Annotated in this window: 21 protein-coding genes; 18 read left to right on the top strand and 3 right to left on the bottom strand. The window is 61.7% G+C overall.

The window, feature by feature from the left end:
• Window positions 1-235: 235 nt before the first annotated feature.
• The 5 genes from ACKLNI_RS08895 (at window position 236) to ACKLNI_RS08875 (ending at window position 4235) form a co-directional block, all read left to right on the top strand.
• Entirely contained in the window at window positions 236-943 is a 708-nt protein-coding gene (locus tag ACKLNI_RS08895) for an ABC transporter permease (protein ID WP_413718713.1), read from the top strand.
• Window positions 936-1691, top strand: a complete 756-nt coding sequence (locus ACKLNI_RS08890) for an ATP-binding cassette domain-containing protein (protein WP_413718712.1) — start codon at window positions 936-938, stop codon at window positions 1689-1691. Before ACKLNI_RS08895 ends, ACKLNI_RS08890 begins: the two co-directional genes overlap by 8 nt.
• A 31-nt stretch (window positions 1692-1722) precedes the next feature.
• A complete protein-coding gene (locus ACKLNI_RS08885) occupies window positions 1723-2541 on the top strand; it encodes an ABC transporter substrate-binding protein (protein ID WP_413718711.1) in 819 nt (272 codons plus the stop codon).
• Between the two features lie 136 nt (window positions 2542-2677).
• Window positions 2678-3364 carry a D-lyxose/D-mannose family sugar isomerase gene (locus ACKLNI_RS08880; protein WP_413718710.1) on the top strand — a complete coding sequence of 229 codons (687 nt, stop codon included), beginning with the start codon at window positions 2678-2680 and terminating at the stop codon, window positions 3362-3364.
• Between the two features lie 175 nt (window positions 3365-3539).
• A complete protein-coding gene (locus tag ACKLNI_RS08875) occupies window positions 3540-4235 on the top strand; it encodes a DsbA family protein (protein WP_413718709.1) in 696 nt (231 codons plus the stop codon).
• On the opposite strand, the gene ACKLNI_RS08870 is transcribed toward ACKLNI_RS08875, so the two are convergent.
• Both ACKLNI_RS08870 and fdxA read right to left on the bottom strand, forming a co-directional pair.
• On the bottom strand, window positions 4225-5019 hold the full coding sequence (locus ACKLNI_RS08870) for a ferredoxin--NADP reductase (protein ID WP_413718708.1): 795 nt from the start codon (window positions 5017-5019) through the stop codon (window positions 4225-4227). The genes ACKLNI_RS08875 and ACKLNI_RS08870 overlap by 11 nt on opposite strands.
• A gap of 9 nt (window positions 5020-5028) precedes the next feature.
• The gene (gene fdxA / locus ACKLNI_RS08865) at window positions 5029-5370 is read right to left on the bottom strand and encodes a ferredoxin FdxA (protein ID WP_413718707.1); all 342 of its coding nucleotides are present in this window, start codon (window positions 5368-5370) and stop codon (window positions 5029-5031) included.
• A gap of 122 nt (window positions 5371-5492) precedes the next feature.
• Between fdxA and ACKLNI_RS08860 the strand changes: the two genes are divergently transcribed.
• From ACKLNI_RS08860 to ACKLNI_RS08800, 13 genes are all read left to right on the top strand, one after another.
• Window positions 5493-5780, top strand: coding sequence for a gamma-butyrobetaine hydroxylase-like domain-containing protein (locus ACKLNI_RS08860; RefSeq protein WP_413718706.1), 288 nt, complete (start codon window positions 5493-5495; stop codon window positions 5778-5780).
• A 57-nt stretch (window positions 5781-5837) separates the two neighbouring features.
• Window positions 5838-7583, top strand: a complete 1746-nt coding sequence (locus ACKLNI_RS08855) for a fumarate reductase/succinate dehydrogenase flavoprotein subunit (protein WP_413718705.1) — start codon at window positions 5838-5840, stop codon at window positions 7581-7583.
• A gap of 5 nt (window positions 7584-7588) precedes the next feature.
• Entirely contained in the window at window positions 7589-7831 is a 243-nt protein-coding gene (locus ACKLNI_RS08850) for a 4Fe-4S dicluster domain-containing protein (protein ID WP_413718704.1), read from the top strand.
• Between the two features lie 8 nt (window positions 7832-7839).
• Window positions 7840-8793 (top strand): HEAT repeat domain-containing protein, encoded by a 954-nt coding sequence (locus ACKLNI_RS08845; protein ID WP_413718703.1) that lies wholly within the window; start codon window positions 7840-7842, stop codon window positions 8791-8793.
• A gap of 316 nt (window positions 8794-9109) precedes the next feature.
• Window positions 9110-10480 (top strand): ABC transporter substrate-binding protein, encoded by a 1371-nt coding sequence (locus tag ACKLNI_RS08840; protein WP_413718702.1) that lies wholly within the window; start codon window positions 9110-9112, stop codon window positions 10478-10480.
• 67 nt (window positions 10481-10547) lie between these two features.
• Window positions 10548-11450 (top strand): ABC transporter permease, encoded by a 903-nt coding sequence (locus tag ACKLNI_RS08835; RefSeq protein WP_413718701.1) that lies wholly within the window; start codon window positions 10548-10550, stop codon window positions 11448-11450.
• Entirely contained in the window at window positions 11450-12115 is a 666-nt protein-coding gene (locus tag ACKLNI_RS08830) for a hypothetical protein (protein WP_413718700.1), read from the top strand. The genes ACKLNI_RS08835 and ACKLNI_RS08830 overlap by 1 nt, the downstream gene beginning before the upstream one ends.
• The gene (locus ACKLNI_RS08825) at window positions 12108-12944 is read left to right on the top strand and encodes an ABC transporter ATP-binding protein (RefSeq protein ID WP_413718699.1); all 837 of its coding nucleotides are present in this window, start codon (window positions 12108-12110) and stop codon (window positions 12942-12944) included. Before ACKLNI_RS08830 ends, ACKLNI_RS08825 begins: the two co-directional genes overlap by 8 nt.
• Complete coding sequence (locus tag ACKLNI_RS08820) at window positions 12941-13534, top strand: SCO family protein (RefSeq protein ID WP_413718698.1); 594 nt, start codon at window positions 12941-12943, stop codon at window positions 13532-13534. The genes ACKLNI_RS08825 and ACKLNI_RS08820 overlap by 4 nt, the downstream gene beginning before the upstream one ends.
• The gene (locus ACKLNI_RS08815) at window positions 13531-13959 is read left to right on the top strand and encodes a copper chaperone PCu(A)C (RefSeq protein WP_413718697.1); all 429 of its coding nucleotides are present in this window, start codon (window positions 13531-13533) and stop codon (window positions 13957-13959) included. Before ACKLNI_RS08820 ends, ACKLNI_RS08815 begins: the two co-directional genes overlap by 4 nt.
• Complete coding sequence (locus ACKLNI_RS08810) at window positions 13949-14527, top strand: c-type cytochrome (protein WP_413718696.1); 579 nt, start codon at window positions 13949-13951, stop codon at window positions 14525-14527. Before ACKLNI_RS08815 ends, ACKLNI_RS08810 begins: the two co-directional genes overlap by 11 nt.
• Window positions 14524-15249, top strand: a complete 726-nt coding sequence (locus ACKLNI_RS08805; RefSeq protein ID WP_413718695.1) for a Crp/Fnr family transcriptional regulator — start codon at window positions 14524-14526, stop codon at window positions 15247-15249. The genes ACKLNI_RS08810 and ACKLNI_RS08805 overlap by 4 nt, the downstream gene beginning before the upstream one ends.
• Window positions 15250-15263: 14 nt before the next feature.
• Window positions 15264-15491, top strand: a complete 228-nt coding sequence (locus tag ACKLNI_RS08800) for a hypothetical protein (RefSeq protein ID WP_413718694.1) — start codon at window positions 15264-15266, stop codon at window positions 15489-15491.
• A 519-nt stretch (window positions 15492-16010) separates the two neighbouring features.
• On the opposite strand, the gene ACKLNI_RS08795 is transcribed toward ACKLNI_RS08800, so the two are convergent.
• Window positions 16011-17606 carry an alkaline phosphatase family protein gene (locus ACKLNI_RS08795; RefSeq protein ID WP_413718693.1) on the bottom strand — a complete coding sequence of 532 codons (1596 nt, stop codon included), beginning with the start codon at window positions 17604-17606 and terminating at the stop codon, window positions 16011-16013.

The following is a 17606-nucleotide window of genomic DNA, read 5'->3' as shown; positions in this document are numbered from 1 at the left end:
GATGCGGCGGTCAAACGCTGGCTGAGGACGTCTTTCGTGGCTTTTGCGGGCGGGAGACCCTGAAATCGGGCATGGTTGGGAAATTTTGCAGTGACTTTCCGGATGTCCGGCGGCTTGTCCTGTGGCCGAATTCCATTCGAAAGATGGATAATTCGAGGCCGGTTCAGTCTTGAACTTCCGTTTTCAACCTGCGTAAATTTTGAAAACGCGGAAAATATGCGGGTGGGAGGAAAATTTGCAGAGCATCGGGGAGGCGCTCGGACTGGCTGTCGCGCTCGTGCTGTCTGGCGACGCGGATCTGGTCGAGATCGTCCTTCTGTCCCTGCGTGTCAGCCTGACGGCGACGGTGCTTGCCTGCGTGATCGGCCTGCCGATCGGCGCGCTGGTCGCGATTGGACGTTTTCCGGGGCGCAATGCCGTGCTGATCGTGATGAACGCGCTGATGGGATTGCCTCCGGTGGTGGTGGGCCTGCTGGTTTACCTGCACCTTTCCCGCTCCGGTCCGCTTGGATTTCTCGGGCTCCTCTACACGCCGACCGCGATGATCATCGCGCAGACCATCCTAATCGCGCCGATCGTGGCCGCCTTATCGCGGCAGGTTCTGGAGGATCTGCATGCGGAGTATGCCGAGCAGTTCCGTTCTCTCTGTCTGACCCGGTTGCAGACGGTGCAGGCGCTGCTCTGGGATGCGCGATATTCGCTGCTGACGGTCGGTCTGGCCGGGTTCGGCCGCGCCGTGGCCGAAGTGGGCGCGGTCATCATCGTGGGCGGCAATATCGATCATCTCACGCGGGTGATGACCACCGCGATCGCGCTCGAGACGTCCAAGGGCGATCTGGGGTTGGCGCTGGCGCTGGGGCTGATCCTTCTGGTCGTCGCTCTGGGCGTGAATGCCATTGTTCATTCGGTCCGCATGACGGCGGCACGGCAGGCCTATGTCTGATGCGGCGGTCATCACCTCCCTTCCGGCGGTGCCACGGGCGGGCCGGGCCGTGATCCTGCCTCTGTCGGTTCGCGACCTCGAGCTTCGTTTGGGCGGAGCCACCATACTCGACTGCCTGACGCTCAATCTCGGGCCGACCGGCTGTACGATGGTGATGGGGCCCAACGGGGCAGGAAAGAGCCTGTTGCTTAAGCTTCTGCATGGGCTGATGCAGCCGACCGCGGGACGGATCGACTGGGGCGGCCTGACCCCTGCCGAGGTGACGGCGCGGCAGGCGCTGGTGTTCCAGAAGCCAGTTCTGCTGCGCCGTTCGGTGGCGGCGAACATCGACTTTGTCCTGAAGTCGCGCGGCAAGAACCCGGCGCGCCGGGACGCGTTGCTTGACCACGTCGGACTGGCGCACAAGGCGGGCCAACCGGCGCGTCTCCTTTCTGGCGGAGAGGCGCAGCGGCTGGCCCTGGCCCGCGCCTTGGCGACCGACCCTGAAGTGCTGTTCCTCGACGAGCCGACCGCGAGCCTTGACCCTGCCTCCGGGCTGGCGATCGAGAGCATCGTCGGCGAGGCGCGCGACCGCGGTGTGCGGGTCATCTTCGTCACCCATGACATCGGGCAGGCGCGTCGAATGGCCGACGATGTCGTGTTCCTGCAATGGGGACGGGTGGTCGAGCACAGCTCCGCGGAGCGCTTTTTCTCCGAGCCGCAAAGCGATGCGGCGCGTCACTATCTGAACGGCAGAATTGTTGTCTGAAGTTCCCGACCTGAACCGGAGAGAGACCCGAATGCATGGAAAAATACTCGGCACGGCGATGGCGGCACTATTTCTGACGGGGGGTGCCTGGGCGCAGGACCAGTCGATCATCGTTCAGTCCACGACATCGACAGCGAATTCCGGGCTTTATGACTACCTTTTGCCGATCTTCCAGGAGAAGACCGGTATCCGGGTCAACGTCGTGGCGGTCGGGACCGGCCAGGCCATCAAGAATGCCGAGAACTGCGATGGCGACGTGTTGCTGGTGCATGCCAAGCCGTCAGAAGAGAAGTTTGTCGCCGCGGGCTTTGGCACCGAGCGGACCGACCTGATGTACAACGACTTCGTCATCGTGGGCCCCGCTGCGGACCCTGCCGGCGTCGCAGGCACGAACGACGTGCAGGGGGCGCTTGCGCAGATCGCGGAGATGGGTGCGCTGTTCGCCTCGCGCGGGGATGATAGCGGGACGCACAAGAAGGAGATGACGCTTTGGGCCGATACGGGCGTGAACCCGACGGAGTCCAGCGGCGGCTGGTATCGCGAGACCGGGTCCGGCATGGGCGCAACGCTGAACGCCGGGATCGGCATGGGCGCCTACGTGCTGACCGATCGGGCGACGTGGATCAGCTTTGGCAACAAGCAGGACTACAGGATCGCGGTCGAGGGCGACGAGGACATGTTCAACCAGTATGGCGTGATCCCCGTGAACCCGGCCAAATGCCCGTCGGTCAATGTCGATGCCGCGCAGACCTTTGCCGACTGGCTGGTTTCCGATAAGGGTCAGGATGCCATTGCCGGCTATAAGGTCGCCGATCAGCAGCTCTTTTTCCCGAACGCGCCGGACAAGTGAAGGTGTGACCGGGGCGGCCTGACAGGTCCGGCCCCGGTGGGGCTGTCTTCCATGAATGCGGGTGATATTGGCGCGCGGGTTCAGGCATGTCACAAGGTGTCTGTGCGGTCTTGTGCATTCAAGGAGGAGAGAGGCGATGAAACGCTCGCGCATCAATGAAATCATGGCTGAAGCCGACGAGATGATCCGCCGTTTCGGGTTCACTCTGCCACCCTTCGCCTACTGGACGCCGGAAGAGTTCGTGTCGAAGGCGGATATCGCGCGCCACGTGATCGATTCTCGTTGCGGTTGGGATATCACCGACTATGGGGCTGGACGCTATGACGAGATGGGGCTGTTCCTGTTCACCTTGCGGAACGGGCTCCTGTCCGACCTGACCGCGGGGCGCGGTATGTGCTATGCGGAGAAGCTGCTGATTTCGAAGGAAGGTCAGCTGTCGCCCATGCATACCCATGTCATCAAGGCCGAGGACATCATCAACAGGGGTGGCGCGACGCTGGTCGTCGAGCTGTTCGGTTCGGACGACGCGGGCAGGTTCGCCGAGGATCGCGGCGGGCGGGTCTGGTGTGACGGCATCGCGGTGGACTATGCCCCGGGCCAGAAGCTGAAACTCGCGCCGGGCGAAAGCGTCACGCTGCGTCCGGGTGACTGGCACGCGTTCTGGGGCGAGGGCGGAGATGTGCTGATTGGCGAGGTTTCAACCGTCAACGACGATGAGACCGACAACATCTTCCGGGAGCCGATCGGTCGGTTCTCGACCATCGAGGAGGATAGGCCGCCGACTCACCTGCTTGTCAGCGACTATGCCGCGCGGCTGGGGTAACGCCTGTCCGGGCGCGTGATCCCGCGCGCCTGGAAAGTTCAACATCAGGGCAATTCGGAAAAGCGGGCCTGAAATTTCCGCTTTCCGGCTGCCGAGGGCTCAATGCGTGCTTCGAAGCGTTGCGCGGAAGCGTGCCGGTCTTCTCTGCTGCGAACGTGGTGGCAGGAGAGAGCCGATGATCCGCTCCGTTCTATGCGTTGTCGCGTTGATGGCGGGATATCCCGCCTTTGCGGAGGCGGATGATTTCGGCGATCGTGTCCGGGCATACCTGTTGGAAAACCCCGAGGTCATTCTGGAGGCGCTGGATATCCTTGCGAAGCGCGAGGCGCAGGCCTCGGTCGAGCGGCGGCTGGAGGCGTTTCCGGAACTCTTTGCCGACGTGCCGCGGCACGGCCTGGGCGATCCGGATGCCCCGGTTCGCGTCATCGAGTTCTTCGATTATCGGTGTGTGCCGTGCAAGGCGATGCATCCAAGGCTCGTGGAGCTGGTGGAGCGGCGGCCTGAGATCAGGATCGAGATGCGGCATCTGCCGATCCTCTCTCCGGGGTCGGAACGGGCGGCCCGGTTTGCGCTGGCCACGCTGGCGGTTGCGGGCGATGCGGCCTATGCGCAGGTCCACGACCTGCTCTGGGCCCCCCGTGGCGGGCTGAACGACGCCTCTTTCGAAAGGATCGCCGCCGAGTTGGGACTGGATTTCGGCGCGATCGCGGCCGAGATGGACGGCGATGCCGTCTCGGCGCGGATATCCTATAACCGCGACGTGGCGATCTCCCTGGAAATCCTCGGAACGCCGGCGTTCGTCACGCCGGTGAGCGTGCGGTTCGGCGAGGCAGATGTCGACGAACTGGCCGAGGTCTGGCTCAGTCGATGAAGGCTTTCTCGACGACGAAGTGCCTGGGGTCGGAATTCGCGCCTTCGCTCAGGCCGAACGACTCGCAGAGGGACATGATGTCCTTGTTGAGCGCGAGGTTGCCGCAAATCATCACGCGGTCCGTCTCGGGCGACCATTCGGGAAGGTCCAGCGCCCGGAAAACGCGTCCGTCGCGGATGTGATCGCTGATGCGCCCTTCGATGGCGGAGGGTTCCCGCGTGGTGGTCGGATAGTACTTCAGTTTGTCGCCAACCAGTTCGCCGATCAGCGGATCATCGGGCAGGGCCTCGACGATCCCGGCGCCATAGGCAAGCTCGTCCACCGTTCTGCATGTATGCGCGACGACAACCTGGTCGTAGCGTTCCCACGTCTCGGGATCGCGCAGCAGTGAGGCAAAGGGCGCGATGCCGGTGCCGGTACAAATCATCCAGAGGCGCTTGCCGGGAAGGAGCGCGTCGAGCACCAGCGTGCCCACCGGTTTGGGGCGCAGGATGATCTGGTCGCCTGCGCTGATCTTCTGGAGCCGCGAGGTCAGAGGGCCGTCGGGGACCTTGATCGAATAGAACTCCAGTTCGTCGTCCCAGGAAGGCGACGCGATGGAGTAGGCGCGCAGGAGCGGTTTACCGTCGTCCTTCAGTAGCCCGATCATGACGAATTCGCCCGAGCGGAAGCGCAGGCTTTGCGGCCGTGTCACCCGGAACGAGAACAGCGTGTCGGTCCAGTGCCTGACCGAGGTGACGGTCTGGGCGTCGGGCATGATCCGTTCGGATGCTTGGATGTTCATAAGAGGTCCTCAGGCGGCTTCGGCTGCTGGATTCTTGGAAAAATGCGTGTCGAGTTTGCCGGCGACGCCGTCCATGTCGTCGGCGGTCGGAAGCGGCTCTTTGGCTTCGACGATGACCGGCCAGAGCGCCGAGTACTGTCGATTGAAGTCCACCCAGACTTCCATGCCGGGATCGGTGTCGGGGCGGATCGCGTCCGCCGGGCACTCGGGTTCGCAGACGCCGCAGTCGATGCATTCGTCGGGGTGAATCACCAGCATGTTCTCACCTTCATGGAAGCAGTCGACCGGGCAGACCGACACGCAGTCGGTGTATTTGCAGGCGATGCAATTGTCGGTGACGACGAATGTCATTGGCGCGATTCCTTCTCGGTTTCGGGGGAGATTGCCGCGCTGCAGCAGGGCTGTCCGTCAACTAATTGCTATTGGGCGCGCCCGGCTTCCGGCAGCTTTGGGGAGACAAGCCGGAGACGAAGATGATCGATAACCTCGTTGCAAGTGATGACTGCCAACACCTGACAGTGACCTGGGAGAGCGGTGAAGAGACGGTTCTTTCCGCGGCCTGCCTGCGGAAAGAAGCCAAGGATGCATGGTCGATTCGCGAACGGATCGACAATGGCGAAGTCTCGGTTGCGCAGGGAATCAGGATCACCGGTCTGACGCAGATCGGGAACGGCGTGAACATCCATTTCTCGGATGGGCACGACAAGGCGATCTATCCGTTTCCCTACCTGCGCGAACTTTCCGACCGCTTTGACAAGTAATTGACATATCGATTCTGCGCTGCAGCGCAGTCTGTCTGAAAACACGGGAGCCCTATCATGGACGAGATTCTCGACGGTCTGACGCAAATCGATTGCGACATCCTCGTGATTGGCGGCGGCACCGCCGGGCCGATGGCGGCGCTGAAAGCCAAGAAGAAAAACCCCGAGGCAAATGTCGTCCTGCTGGACAAGGCGAACGTGAAGCGGTCGGGTGCGATTTCGATGGGCATGGACGGGCTGAACAACACGGTCATTCCCGGCTACGCCACGCCCGAGCAGTACACCAAGGAAATCACCATCGCGAACGACGGTATCTGCGACCAGGCCGCGGTCTATCGTTATGCGCAGGAATGTTTCGGGATCATCGAGGAGCTCGACAGCTTCGGCATCCGGTTCCAGAAGGATCAGAACGGCGAGTACGACGTCAAGAAGGTGCACCACATCGGCACCTACGTTCTGCCGATGCCGAATGGCGACACGGTGAAGAAGGCGCTTTATCGCCAGCTTCGCAAGGCGCGGATCAACATCATCAACCGCTTCATGGCGACACGGCTTCTGACCGGCGAAGGCCGGGTGGCGGGCGCGATTTGCGTCAACACGCGATCGGCGGAGTTCCTGGTCGTGCGGGCCAAGGCTGTCATCATGGGGCTTGGCGCGGCAGGACGTCTGGGCCTGCCGACTTCCGGATACCTTTACGGCACCTACGAGAACGCGTCGAACTCGGGCGAGGGCTATGCGATGGCCTATCATGCGGGCGCCGGTCTCGCGAACCTCGAATGCTACCAGATCAACCCGCTGATCAAGGATTATAACGGTCCGGCCTGCGCCTATGTGGCGGGGCCGATGGGCGGGTACACGGCGAACGCGCAGGGCGAGCGCTTTATCGAGTGCGACTACTGGTCGGGCCAGATGATGCAGGAGTTCTTCGACGAGCTGCAGGGCGGCAAGGGGCCGGTATACCTGAAGCTGAACCATCTTGCCGAAGAGACCATCGCCGAGATCGAGCGCGTGCTGCACATCGTCGAGCGCCCGACGCGGGGCCATTTCCACCAAGGGCGCGGCACCGACTATCGCAAGCAGATGATCGAGATGCATATCTCGGAGATCGGTTTCTGCTCGGGCCATTCGGCTTCCGGCGTCTTTGTCGATGAGCACGCGAGGACCACGATCCCCGGTCTCTACGCTGCCGGCGACATGGCGAACGTCCCGCACAACTACATGCTGGGCGCCTTCACCAATGGTGCTTTTGCCGGGCTGGATGCGGCGGATTTCATGGCTGATGTCGATTTTGCCGCCTTCGACGAAGGCGAGGTCGAAATCGAGCGCGCCCGTGTCCTGGCACCGACCAAGCGCGAGGACGGCATCCCGCCGAACCAGATCGAGTACAAGACCCGGCGTCTTGTGAACGATTACCTGCAACCTCCCAAAGTTACTGCAAAAATGGAGTTGGCGCAGAAGCGTTTCGACGAGGTGCGCGAGGACATGGAGACGGGCATGTATGTCCGGGACGCCCATGAACTGATGCGGGCGCTTGAAGCCTCGACCATCCTCGATTGCGCCGAAATGGCTGCGGCTGCGTCGATGTACCGGACCGAAAGCCGCTGGGGTCTCTATCACAACCGCGTCGAGTACGAGCGCGATGACGAGAACTGGTTCTGCCACACCATCCTGACCAAGGGAGAGGACGGCAAGCCGGCGCACCGGAAACAGGATGTCAAACCCTACATCGTCGAAATCGCCGAGGACGAGAAGGACGCGTATTACCACCAGCGCGTCAGCGCGTCGTCGGTCGCAGCGGAGTAACACTCATGCCACTCGCCCAAACCGCCACGATGGTTCCCGTTGTCGTCAATGATGACCTTTGTATCGCCGACAAGGGCTGCACCGTCTGCGTCGATGTCTGCCCGCTGGACGTGCTGCGCATCGCCGAAAAGGACGACGGCACGAAAACGGCTTACATGAAGTACGACGAATGCTGGTATTGCATGCCGTGCGAGGCTGATTGCCCGACCGGCGCCGTCACCGTCAATCTTCCCTACCTGCTGAAGTGAGGCCGACCGTGAGCGCGCTTTTCGAAGACTTCGACGATATTTCCGAGCTTGCCGAGGGACTGGACGACCCGTCGCCCGGAGCGCGTATCATGGCCGTGATCGAACTGGCCGAAAGCGCGGATCCCTCCGCGATTCCCTATCTTGCCCGCGCGATCGCGGACGAGGATGCGGGTGTCCGCAAGCAGGCGGCCCAGGCGCTGACCGATTTCGACGGACCGGATACCGCGGCCGCGCTGGTGTCGGCCCTGACGGACAGCGATCCGGCGGTGATCGAAGCCGCGGCGTTGAGCCTGACGGAGCTGAAAGACCCGGGGGCCGGCGATGCGATCCTGCCCTTTCTCGACAGCGCCGACGAGGTGAAGCTGACCGCCTGCCTCGCGGGGATCAAGGAATTGCGGCGTCCCGAGGCCATGGGGCCGGCAATTGCCGCCCTGGCGCATCCTTCCGCGGAAGTTCGGGTTCAGGCCGTCGGTGTCATCGGATGGCTGCGGGACGAAGGCTCCCTTCCGGCCCTGCGGGAAGCGGCGAAGGATGCTGACGTGAGAGTGCGCCGGACCGCGCTTGCCGCTCTTGGCTTTTCCCGGTCCGAACATGCCGAGACGACATTGATCGGCGGTCTTGCCGATCCGGAGTGGATGGTGCGCGAGGCGGCGGCCGAGACCTTGTCGAAAACCGGTGGCAGCGGCTGCGTGTCGGCACTGCGCGGGGTTCTCGACGACGACTTCTGGCAGGTGCGGCTGAAGGCGGTGCGGTCCCTTGGAAAACTGGGAGCGACCGAGGCCGCGATGGAAATCGGGCCGATGATGGAAATCCCCGTTCCGAACCTGCGCAAGGAATGCGCGGCGGTGCTGGGCGAGCTGGCTGTCCCCGAGACCGCTCAGTTCCTGGAGAAGTACGCAGACGACACGGATCCGGACGTTCGCAAGAATGTCCGCTGGGCCCTGGAAAAACTCGCGGCCTGACAGGCAGTTCCACTGCCAGAAGCAGCAAATTGTTTCATCTCCCGAACACTGTTCGTGGAGGTGAAGCTGCGTCTCAGGTATATGATTCAAGTAATTGATATTAAACAATTAAAATAGAATCCGATTCGCGTCTGAACTCGTTTGATCTGCGTCAGTTTTGCTTTCAATTGCTTCAATTGGTGCATCAAAAACATGCATCTGAAAAAGTCACCCCAAAACTGGCCCTGATTTCCGTTCGCGCATTTTGCAGATGCAGAAAACGGATGGAGACTACCCGCAGAGCATTGGTTCTCTTCAACTCCAACAGGGGGTAGTTATGAAACACTTGACCAAGAGCGCTTTCCTTGCTGCGGCGCTTCTGCCGGTTGCCTCGATGGCATGGGCGGAAAAAATCAGCATCGCCATCGGCCACCAGTCGATGTGTACCGATACCTATACGGCCGGCATTGTCGTGAAAGAGCTGGGGCTTCTTGAGAAGTACCTGCCGACGGATGGCAAGTACGCCGACGCCGAATATGACGTGTCCTGGGCCGACTACAGCTCGGGCGGTCCGATCACAAACCAGATGCTGGCGAACAAGCTGAACTTCGGCGTGATGGGGGACTATCCGCTGATCGTGAACGGCGCGAAGTTCCAGGAGACCGACAGTCTCCGGACCGTCTATGTGGCCGGCACCGGCTATAACCTCAAGGGCTCGGGCAACGCGATCGTCGTGCCTGTCGACAGCGACATGTACTCGATCACCGATCTTGTCGGAAAAGAGGTGTCGACGCCGGTCGGATCGGCGGCATGGGGCATGCTGCTGAAAGCGATGCAGGACAACAGCATCCCCGCGTCCGAGTATGTTCTGAAGAACCAGAGCCCCGCCGTGGGTGCGGCCAACATCGCGGCCGGCAAGATCGACGCGCATAGCGACTTCTGCCCGTGGTCCGAGATCATGGAGTTCCGTGGAACGGGCCGCAAGATCTATGACGGGTCGGAAACCGGCGTGCCGTATCTGCATGGTGTCGTCGTCCGCCAGGACTTCGCGGAGGAATACCCGGAAGTCGTCGAAGCCTTCATCAAGGCGGTCTGGGAAGCCGGCGAATGGATCCGCTCGGACCCGATGCAGGCCGTCTCGCTGATGGAAGGCTGGACCGGGGTGGAGAAGGAGGTTCTGTACCTCTACTTCTCGGAAGGCGGACACCTGACGCTTGAACCCACCATCAAGCCCGAGTGGGTCGATGCGCTGAAGTTCAACCACGGCGTACTGGTCAAGGAACAGGCCATTCCGCCCTTGGATTTCGACGCCTGGATCACCGAGGACTACATCAAGTCCGCTTATGCAGATCTCGGGCTTGATTACGAGGCGGAGAAAGCCAGCCTTGTCGATCCGGTCGAGGCCAACAAGGGACTGCCCATGGAGATCTGGCATGCCCGCGACGGTGTCACGTCCTATCCGACCCTCCCGGAGTTCCTGACCGCGGTTGCCGCGATGCAGGGCACGGGGGCAAAGCTGAACGCCACCTACGTCTATGACATCGAGACCGGATTGAAGCTCTTCGGTAAGACGGCCTTCTGGGTGAAGGCGGGCGAGGAGTACGCGACGTTCCTGAGAAAGGGCGAAGCGGAAGCCTATGCGGCGGCAAACGGCGGCGCACTGATCAGCTTCGACGAGGCAGTCGCGGACTTCGTCACCGAAGGCTGAGCCACACGCACTCTCTGGTCCGGGGCAGGATATGCCCCGGGCCGTTCGATTGGACCAGGGGGCACACATGGCTACCGCAGTGAAAACGCAACCGGAAACAGCAGAAAACTCAGAAACGGAAACCGCCGGGCAAGGATCGCCGCTCGTTGCGGTGTCCAGCGGTGATCTCATGCCTGCCATCCCGTTTCCCAGGATTACGCGTCAGCATCTGAGCACCGTCGGGACCGTTATCCTGTCGCTGTCGATCGGCGTTCTGCTCTGGCACTTCGTCACGGCGATCAACCTAGATTTCTACATCAACTTCGAGAACGTGCCCGCGCCCTGGACCGTCTTCACGGCCTTCCTCGCGCATATCCAGACCGAGATTTTCTGGACGCATATCGGCGTCTCGATGCGGCGGATCCTGATCAGCTACTCGTTTGCGGTGGTCCTTGGCATCTCCATCGGCCTTGTAATGGGTCGGTCCCGGATCGCGCGCGCCTTCATCATGCCCTATATCGAGGTGATCCGGCCCATTCCCGCGGTCGCCTGGATTCCGCTTGCGATCCTGATGTGGCCGACCGAGGAAAGCTCGATCATCTACATCACCTTTCTTGGCGCGCTGTTCCCCATCGTCCTGAACACGCTGCACGGCGTCGAACAGACGCCCGAAGTGCTTGTCAGGGCCGTCCAGTCGCTTGGCGCGCCGCGCTGGGCCGTCTTCCGGCATGTGGTCATCCCGGCCGCGCTCCCGTCCATTGCCGCCGGGCTTGCCATCGGAATGGGCGTCAGCTGGTTCTCGCTGCTGGCGGGTGAGATCATCTCGGGTCAGTACGGCATCGGCTACTTCACATGGAATGCCTATAGCCTGATCAATTACCAGGACATCGTCGTCGGCATGCTGATGATCGGCTTTCTCGGCACCGGCTCGACCGCGGCCGTCAAGGCGATCACGCGTCCGATGCTCAAATGGCAGAAGAGGACCCGCTGATGACCATGTTCTCGACGCTGTGGTCCGACATCCGCCTCAACTGGAAAGCAATGGTCGTCACCGGGTTGGCGGTCGCGCTTCTGTTCCAGGTCCTGATGCTGGTGGCACTGATCGTCCGGTTCCAGGCCTTGCCGAATTACGTCACCACCTACGACTGGTTCGGCAACGCGGCGTGGATCATCCAGTCGACCCCCTCGTGGCGGGATATCCTGTCGATTATCTGGGAGGAGTGGCTGATCGAGATCGGTCACATGAATTACGACTATGGGTCCGGCATTTCGGAATGGAGCCTCAATGTCGTGCCGTCACGCCTTCTGGTCCTGTTCGTGCTCGGCGCGATGGTCTCGCTCTGCTTCGCGCTTCTGAGACGGGACGACTGCGCGCTTGCCACTTCGAGATCGCTGCGCGCGACCACGGGGCTGGGTGCATTGTTCGTTGCCACGACGAACGCGACCATGAGCTGGGTCGTCTGTTGCGCCACGCCAAGTTGGGTGGTCGGCCTTGCCATGCTGGGCCTCGGGGTGTCGACCTCTCTCGCTCTCGAATCCATGGGGCCTGTCCTGACCTTCGGAGGGTTCGGTCTTCTGGTCGCCACGATCATGTATCTCGCGTGGCGCAAGTCCCGTCCGTCACCAGCGATCAAAGGAGTCAATGCCCATGCTTGACGTGTTGAAATTCAAAGGGCCGTCGAAGGCGAGCTCCACCGGAAAGGGTCGCATCGCCGTAAAGGACGTCTCGATCCGCTTCGGGTCCGGGGCCGAGACGCATGTGGCCGTCGAAACCACATCGATCGATATCAGGGCAGGGGAGTTCGTCTGCATTCTGGGACCCTCGGGATGTGGCAAGTCCACGCTTCTGAATGCCATTGCCGGCTATGTGAAGCCCTCCACCGGCGAGGTGACGGTTGACGACGTGCGTGTCGAGGCACCGGGGCCGGATCGCGGCATGGTCTTCCAGCAGTACTCGCTTCTGCCCTGGAAGACGGTCTACGAGAACGTGGCTTTCGGGCCGAAGATGGCGGGGCACGACCGCGCCACGGCCGGTTCGACGGCAAACACGTTTCTGGAACTGGTCGGTCTCAAGAAATTCGGAAACCGCTACCCGGCCGAGCTGTCCGGGGGCATGCAGCAGCGCGTCGGGATCGCGCGGGCGCTTGCCAACTATCCTTCGGTTCTTCTTATGGACGAACCGTTCGGTGCGCTTGACGCGCAGACCCGGCTGATGATGCAGGAGAGCCTCCTGGACATCTGGCGGAAGTTCGGCACGACGGTTGTCTTCGTGACGCATGACGTGGACGAGGCGGTGTTCCTCGCTGACCGCGTGCTGATCATGAGCGCTTCGCCGGGGCGCATCATCGAGGAGGTCAGGATCGAACTTCCGCGGCCTCGGTCCACCGATATGGCGACTTCCGCGGAATACATGACAGCGCGGCAAACCTGCCTGGAGACGATCAAGGCCGAAAGCCGCAAAGCCTTCGAGGATCAGAACCCATGAGGAAGATCCTGGCGTGTCTGCTGGCTTTCGCGGCAACGCCTGTCCTGGCGCAGGTGCAGGGTGTCATGCTGGACGAGCCGCTTTCGTTGCCCGATTTCGAATTCACGAATGAACTGGGCGAGCATTTCGCGGATGAGGATCTGAAAGGCAGATGGACATTGATCATGTTCGGCTTCCTGTCCTGTCCGGATGTGTGTCCTTTCACGTTGGGAAACCTTGAGGCCGCCGTAGCGGAAACCGGAATGAGGGTGGGGCCGGACAGCGTTCCGAGGGTCGTCTTTCTCTCGGTCGATCCGGCGCGCGATGCCGAGGTGGTCAGCGAATACGCCAAGTATTTTCATCCGGACTTCACCAGTTTTACGGGAGAGCGGGACCAGATCGACGGGCTGATCGAGGCGACCGACAGTTTCTACCGCCTGATGAAGCCAGATCACACGGGCTATTACGAAGTGCAGCACAGCTCGTCTGTGTCGGTCATCGCACCGGATGGCACGTTGCGCGCCAAGCTGCAGCCGCCCTTCGATCCCGGCATGACAGCCGAGTTCCTGGCGAGGCTGCAGATTTCGTACCGGAGGGAACTTTCGCAATGATACGCATCTGGTCGGTTTTGCTTGCTTTGCTGCCTGTCTCCGCATGGTCCGGAGAGCTGACGGTTTCGGACCCAAGGGTGCTTCTGGCGCCGCCGGGTGCCAGGGCCCATGCCGCGTATTTCACACTTACAAACGCGGGCGATGAGCCTCGGGAGCTGATCGGGATTGGCGCCGAGGGCTATGCGATGGCGCATCTTCATCGTTCGGAGCATCGGGACGGCGTGGCGACGATGTCCCCGATCGACGCGCTTCAGGTCGCGCCTGGTCAGAGCGTGGTGCTTGCCCCGGGCGGGTTGCACGTGATGCTGATGAACCCCGAGGGTCGGGCGTCGGAGGGCGATATCGTGGTTCTGACGCTGGAGTTTTCCGATGGCACTTCGCTGAATGTGCCCGCGGTCGTTACACGGATGGCGCATGGGTCTTAGGGCGGCACTGAGCTCGGTGGTGGTTTTGTTCGCCGTGCCGGCCTGGGCCGAGTTCGACGCCGCGAGCTATCCGCCCTACGAACGCTGCGCGCTGTGCCACGGCCTCTTCGGCGTCTCGGCGATGGCCCGTTTCCCGCATCTGGGCGGGCAGGACCCGGTATATCTGGAGGCGCAGATACGTGCGTTTCTGTCGGGTGGACGCCAGAATGACGGCGGCCAGATGGTGCAGATCGTGACCGAACTCACGGAAGAAGACATCCCCGTCGTGGTCGAATGGTTCGCATCGCAAGAGCCGCCCGAGCCGGTTTCGGGTGAGGACACCGAAGCCGGCAAGTCGCTGTACCAGGCAGAGAACTGCGCAGATTGCCACGAGGATCTGTCGCTGGCGCCCGGCACACCGCATCTCACGTCACAGCATGCGGGGTATCTGGCCAAACAGATGTCCGATTTCCGCGATGGCCGGCGCGCGACTGGCGGCAGCGCCCTTCAGCATGGGCCTTTGATGACGGCTTCGGACAACGACATCGCTGCGATCGCGGCCTATCTCTCGTCGGTGGCGCGGCCATGAAGGATGAGAATGCAGCCGCTTATGACGGCCCCGGTGCCATCTATCTTTCGGAGTATTTCCTTGAGCTGAACGAAGGCGCCGGTTTCCTTGCCGGTCTGTCCGAGGAGGGCCGGAAGGCCGTACGCAAGCAGGGGACGCGCTGCAACTTCAGGAAGGGGGATGGCATCTTTCATCAGGGTGCCGCCCACACCGGCGTCTGGATCATCGAAGAGGGGCGCGTGCGCAGTTTCTATACAGGCCCCTCGGGTCGAGAAATCACGCTGGCCTATTGGAGTGCAGGGCATTTCGTGGGCGGTCCCGAGGTTTTCGGGCGCGGGCGGCACGTCTGGTCGGCCGATGCACTCGACGACTGCCAGCTTCTGTTCCTGTCCGGGACCAGCCTGCGCCAGCTGGTCCAGCAGGTTCCCGAGGTTGCGCTCGCCGTGATCGACGGGCTTGTGGCCAAGGGAAAGAGCTATTCCGCGCTGATCCAGATGCTGGGGACGCGCACGGTGTCGGAGCGGCTTCGGCAATTGCTGGTCATCCTCGCCGATGCCCATGGCCGCAACGAGGGTGACAGCATCGTCATCGACCGGACCCTGACCTATGAGCAGATCGCCGCAATCGTCGGCGCCACCAGGCAGTGGGTGACGCAGTCGCTCGACAAGCTCAAGTCGGCGGGGGTTCTGGAGATCACCCGGACGGAGATCGTCATTCGCAACCTCGAAAGTCTCGAGGAATAAGGTCCAAGCCGGCGATGGCGTCTGCGCTGGCACGAAGCGGGTCGCCTTACAGCGGCGTTCACCCCGCGCCGATCGGAGGCGACTTTGATTCGGTCCCGAAATACCCGCGCCATCCGCCGGAATGGGTGATGGACTTCGCCCACGGCGGCTTTGGGGCGCGCCCAGGCTTCGAGGTCGATATCGCTTCCTTTTTCGGAGCGCGGGAGACCCGGCCTCGGGGAACCGCCCGCCGCGAGATGTGAGCTCATGGCTTAACGGGAGGTCAGATATATGCGCGCCGCAGACGGCGATGGCGATTTCGTCGGATCGCGGCTGAGACGGCGCTGCGGTCAGGAGTTCCGTCTTCCTTTCGAAGGTGAGTGCGAAGCTGGCGAGTTTGGAATCCGTACCGCTTGCTCGGAGCAGGGCGATCGAGCCGGGTCGACCATCCCGCCTTGGCGCAACTGGAGAGGGCGACAGGCGCTGATGGGCATGCCGCTCGAAACAGGGTCCCGGCAACTCGCCAAGCGAACTGCAATCTTTGCCTGCAACTTTATCCTTGGTGGATTTCGGCCTGGAACTTCGAAATCACGCGCGACTTCGTTCTGCACCGTTGAAACGAACTTGGACGCAACGCTTCGGTGATTGACTTCAGATATCTGGACCGCATTGCGTACAGGCGTGGCGTAATGCGGTCAGGCTCGCTGACGCCATCGGGTCTTTGCGGGCGTATCATTCAAGCAGCGTTGCCCGAGGCGTCGATGTCACTGATTTCACGCGCTTTAATCGGGTTGGTCCCACACGCCAATGATTATGCCGATTTTGGATTCGCGCGCGCGCATCGCAAGGACTGCGTCGTCGGTCATGGTGACACGGTTCTTCCGGTCGGTCAGGCGGTCCGTGAGTCTGTTGTGCATGTCTCGCCTGATATCTTCGTACGCCTCGTGCCGACCGAGGTCTGTGAACTCATCGGGATCGTTCTCAAGATCGAAAAGTTGCGGGGGATAGCCTTTGAAGTAGACGTATTTCCACTTTTCCGTCCGGATCATGTAGCCCCGTGCATCAGACGGGCCGACACCAAGCGCTTGGCGCGCGGCATAGAACGCATAGTCGATTTCCGAAAAAACCGCATCTCGCCAGTCGGGCGGTGTCACCCCGTGCAGCAGCGGCATCAGCGAGCGTCCTTCAAGGCGATGCGGTGCGGGCGGTGCACCAGTCGCCTCCATGAATGTGGGTACAAGGTCGATGGCTTCGACGAAAGCCTCCGAAACGGTGCCGCGTGTGGCGTCAGCCTCGGGCCTTGGATCGACAATGATCAGCGGCACACGGACCGAGACCTCGTGGAACAGTTCCTTTTCACCCATCCAGTGGTCGCCCAGATAATCACCGTGATCCGAAGTGAAGACGATCATGGTGTCGTCCATCCGGCCGGTTTCCTTGAGCCAGTCAAAGAGTTTGCCAAGGTGGTCGTCGATTTGCTTGATCAGGCCCATATAGGCGGGCAGGACGGTTTCACGCACGCCCTGCTGCGAAAAAGTCTCGCTGACATTCATCCCCATGAAAGCGCCAAAGACCGGGTTCGGATCCTCTTTTTCGCGCGGGTCACGAATAGGTGGCTGGAATGTCTCCGGCCCGTACATATCGTGATATGGCGCTGGTGCGATATAAGGCCAGTGCGGTTTGATGTAGCTGAGATGGCAAAGCCAGGGTGTGGAACCCATTTCAGCGATGAACTCGCGCGCGCGCATCGTCATGTAGGCGGTCTCGGAATGCTCCTCCTTGACCCGGGCAGGAAGGTTGGAGTTCTTCAGGTACCATCCCGAAAGGATCTCGCCATTGGGCCCTTCGCCGGCGTTGGCGTAATCATTCCACGGGTTCTCGCTGTCGTAGCCGCGCTCGCGCAGCCAGTCGTTGTAGCGCAGTTTTCCGCCGCGCTTTTCAAGACCGGCGTCCGGGTGCAAGCCGTCGTCGCGTTCGTAGGGGTCGAAGCCGGGTTGGCTAACGAGGCAACCGATATCTGCCGTCTCGTTCAGGCCCAGCCGCGCCATGCCCTCCCCGTCGGCAACCATATGGGTCTTGCCAACGACGGCGGTCTTGACGCCTTGAGGTCGAATGTAGTCGCCGAGGGTCAACTCGCCGATCGGCAGGGGTACGTGGTTCCAGGTCGCGCCGTGGCTGAAGACAGTACGCCCGGTGTAGAACGACGCGCGCGACGGGCCGCAAACCGGTGATTGAACATAGGCCCGGTCGAAACGGACGCCTCTCTCGGCCAAATGGTCGATGTTTGGGGTCTTCAAATGCGGATGTCCGTAACAAGACAGGTAATCCCACCGCAACTGGTCGGCCATGATGAAGAGGATGTTCTTTATGTTAGACAT

The organism is Silicimonas lutimaris (assembly GCF_047314965.1).
Classification (GTDB): Bacteria; Pseudomonadota; Alphaproteobacteria; order Rhodobacterales; family Rhodobacteraceae; genus JAVJUV01.
This window is presented reverse-complemented; position numbering and strand designations above follow the sequence as displayed.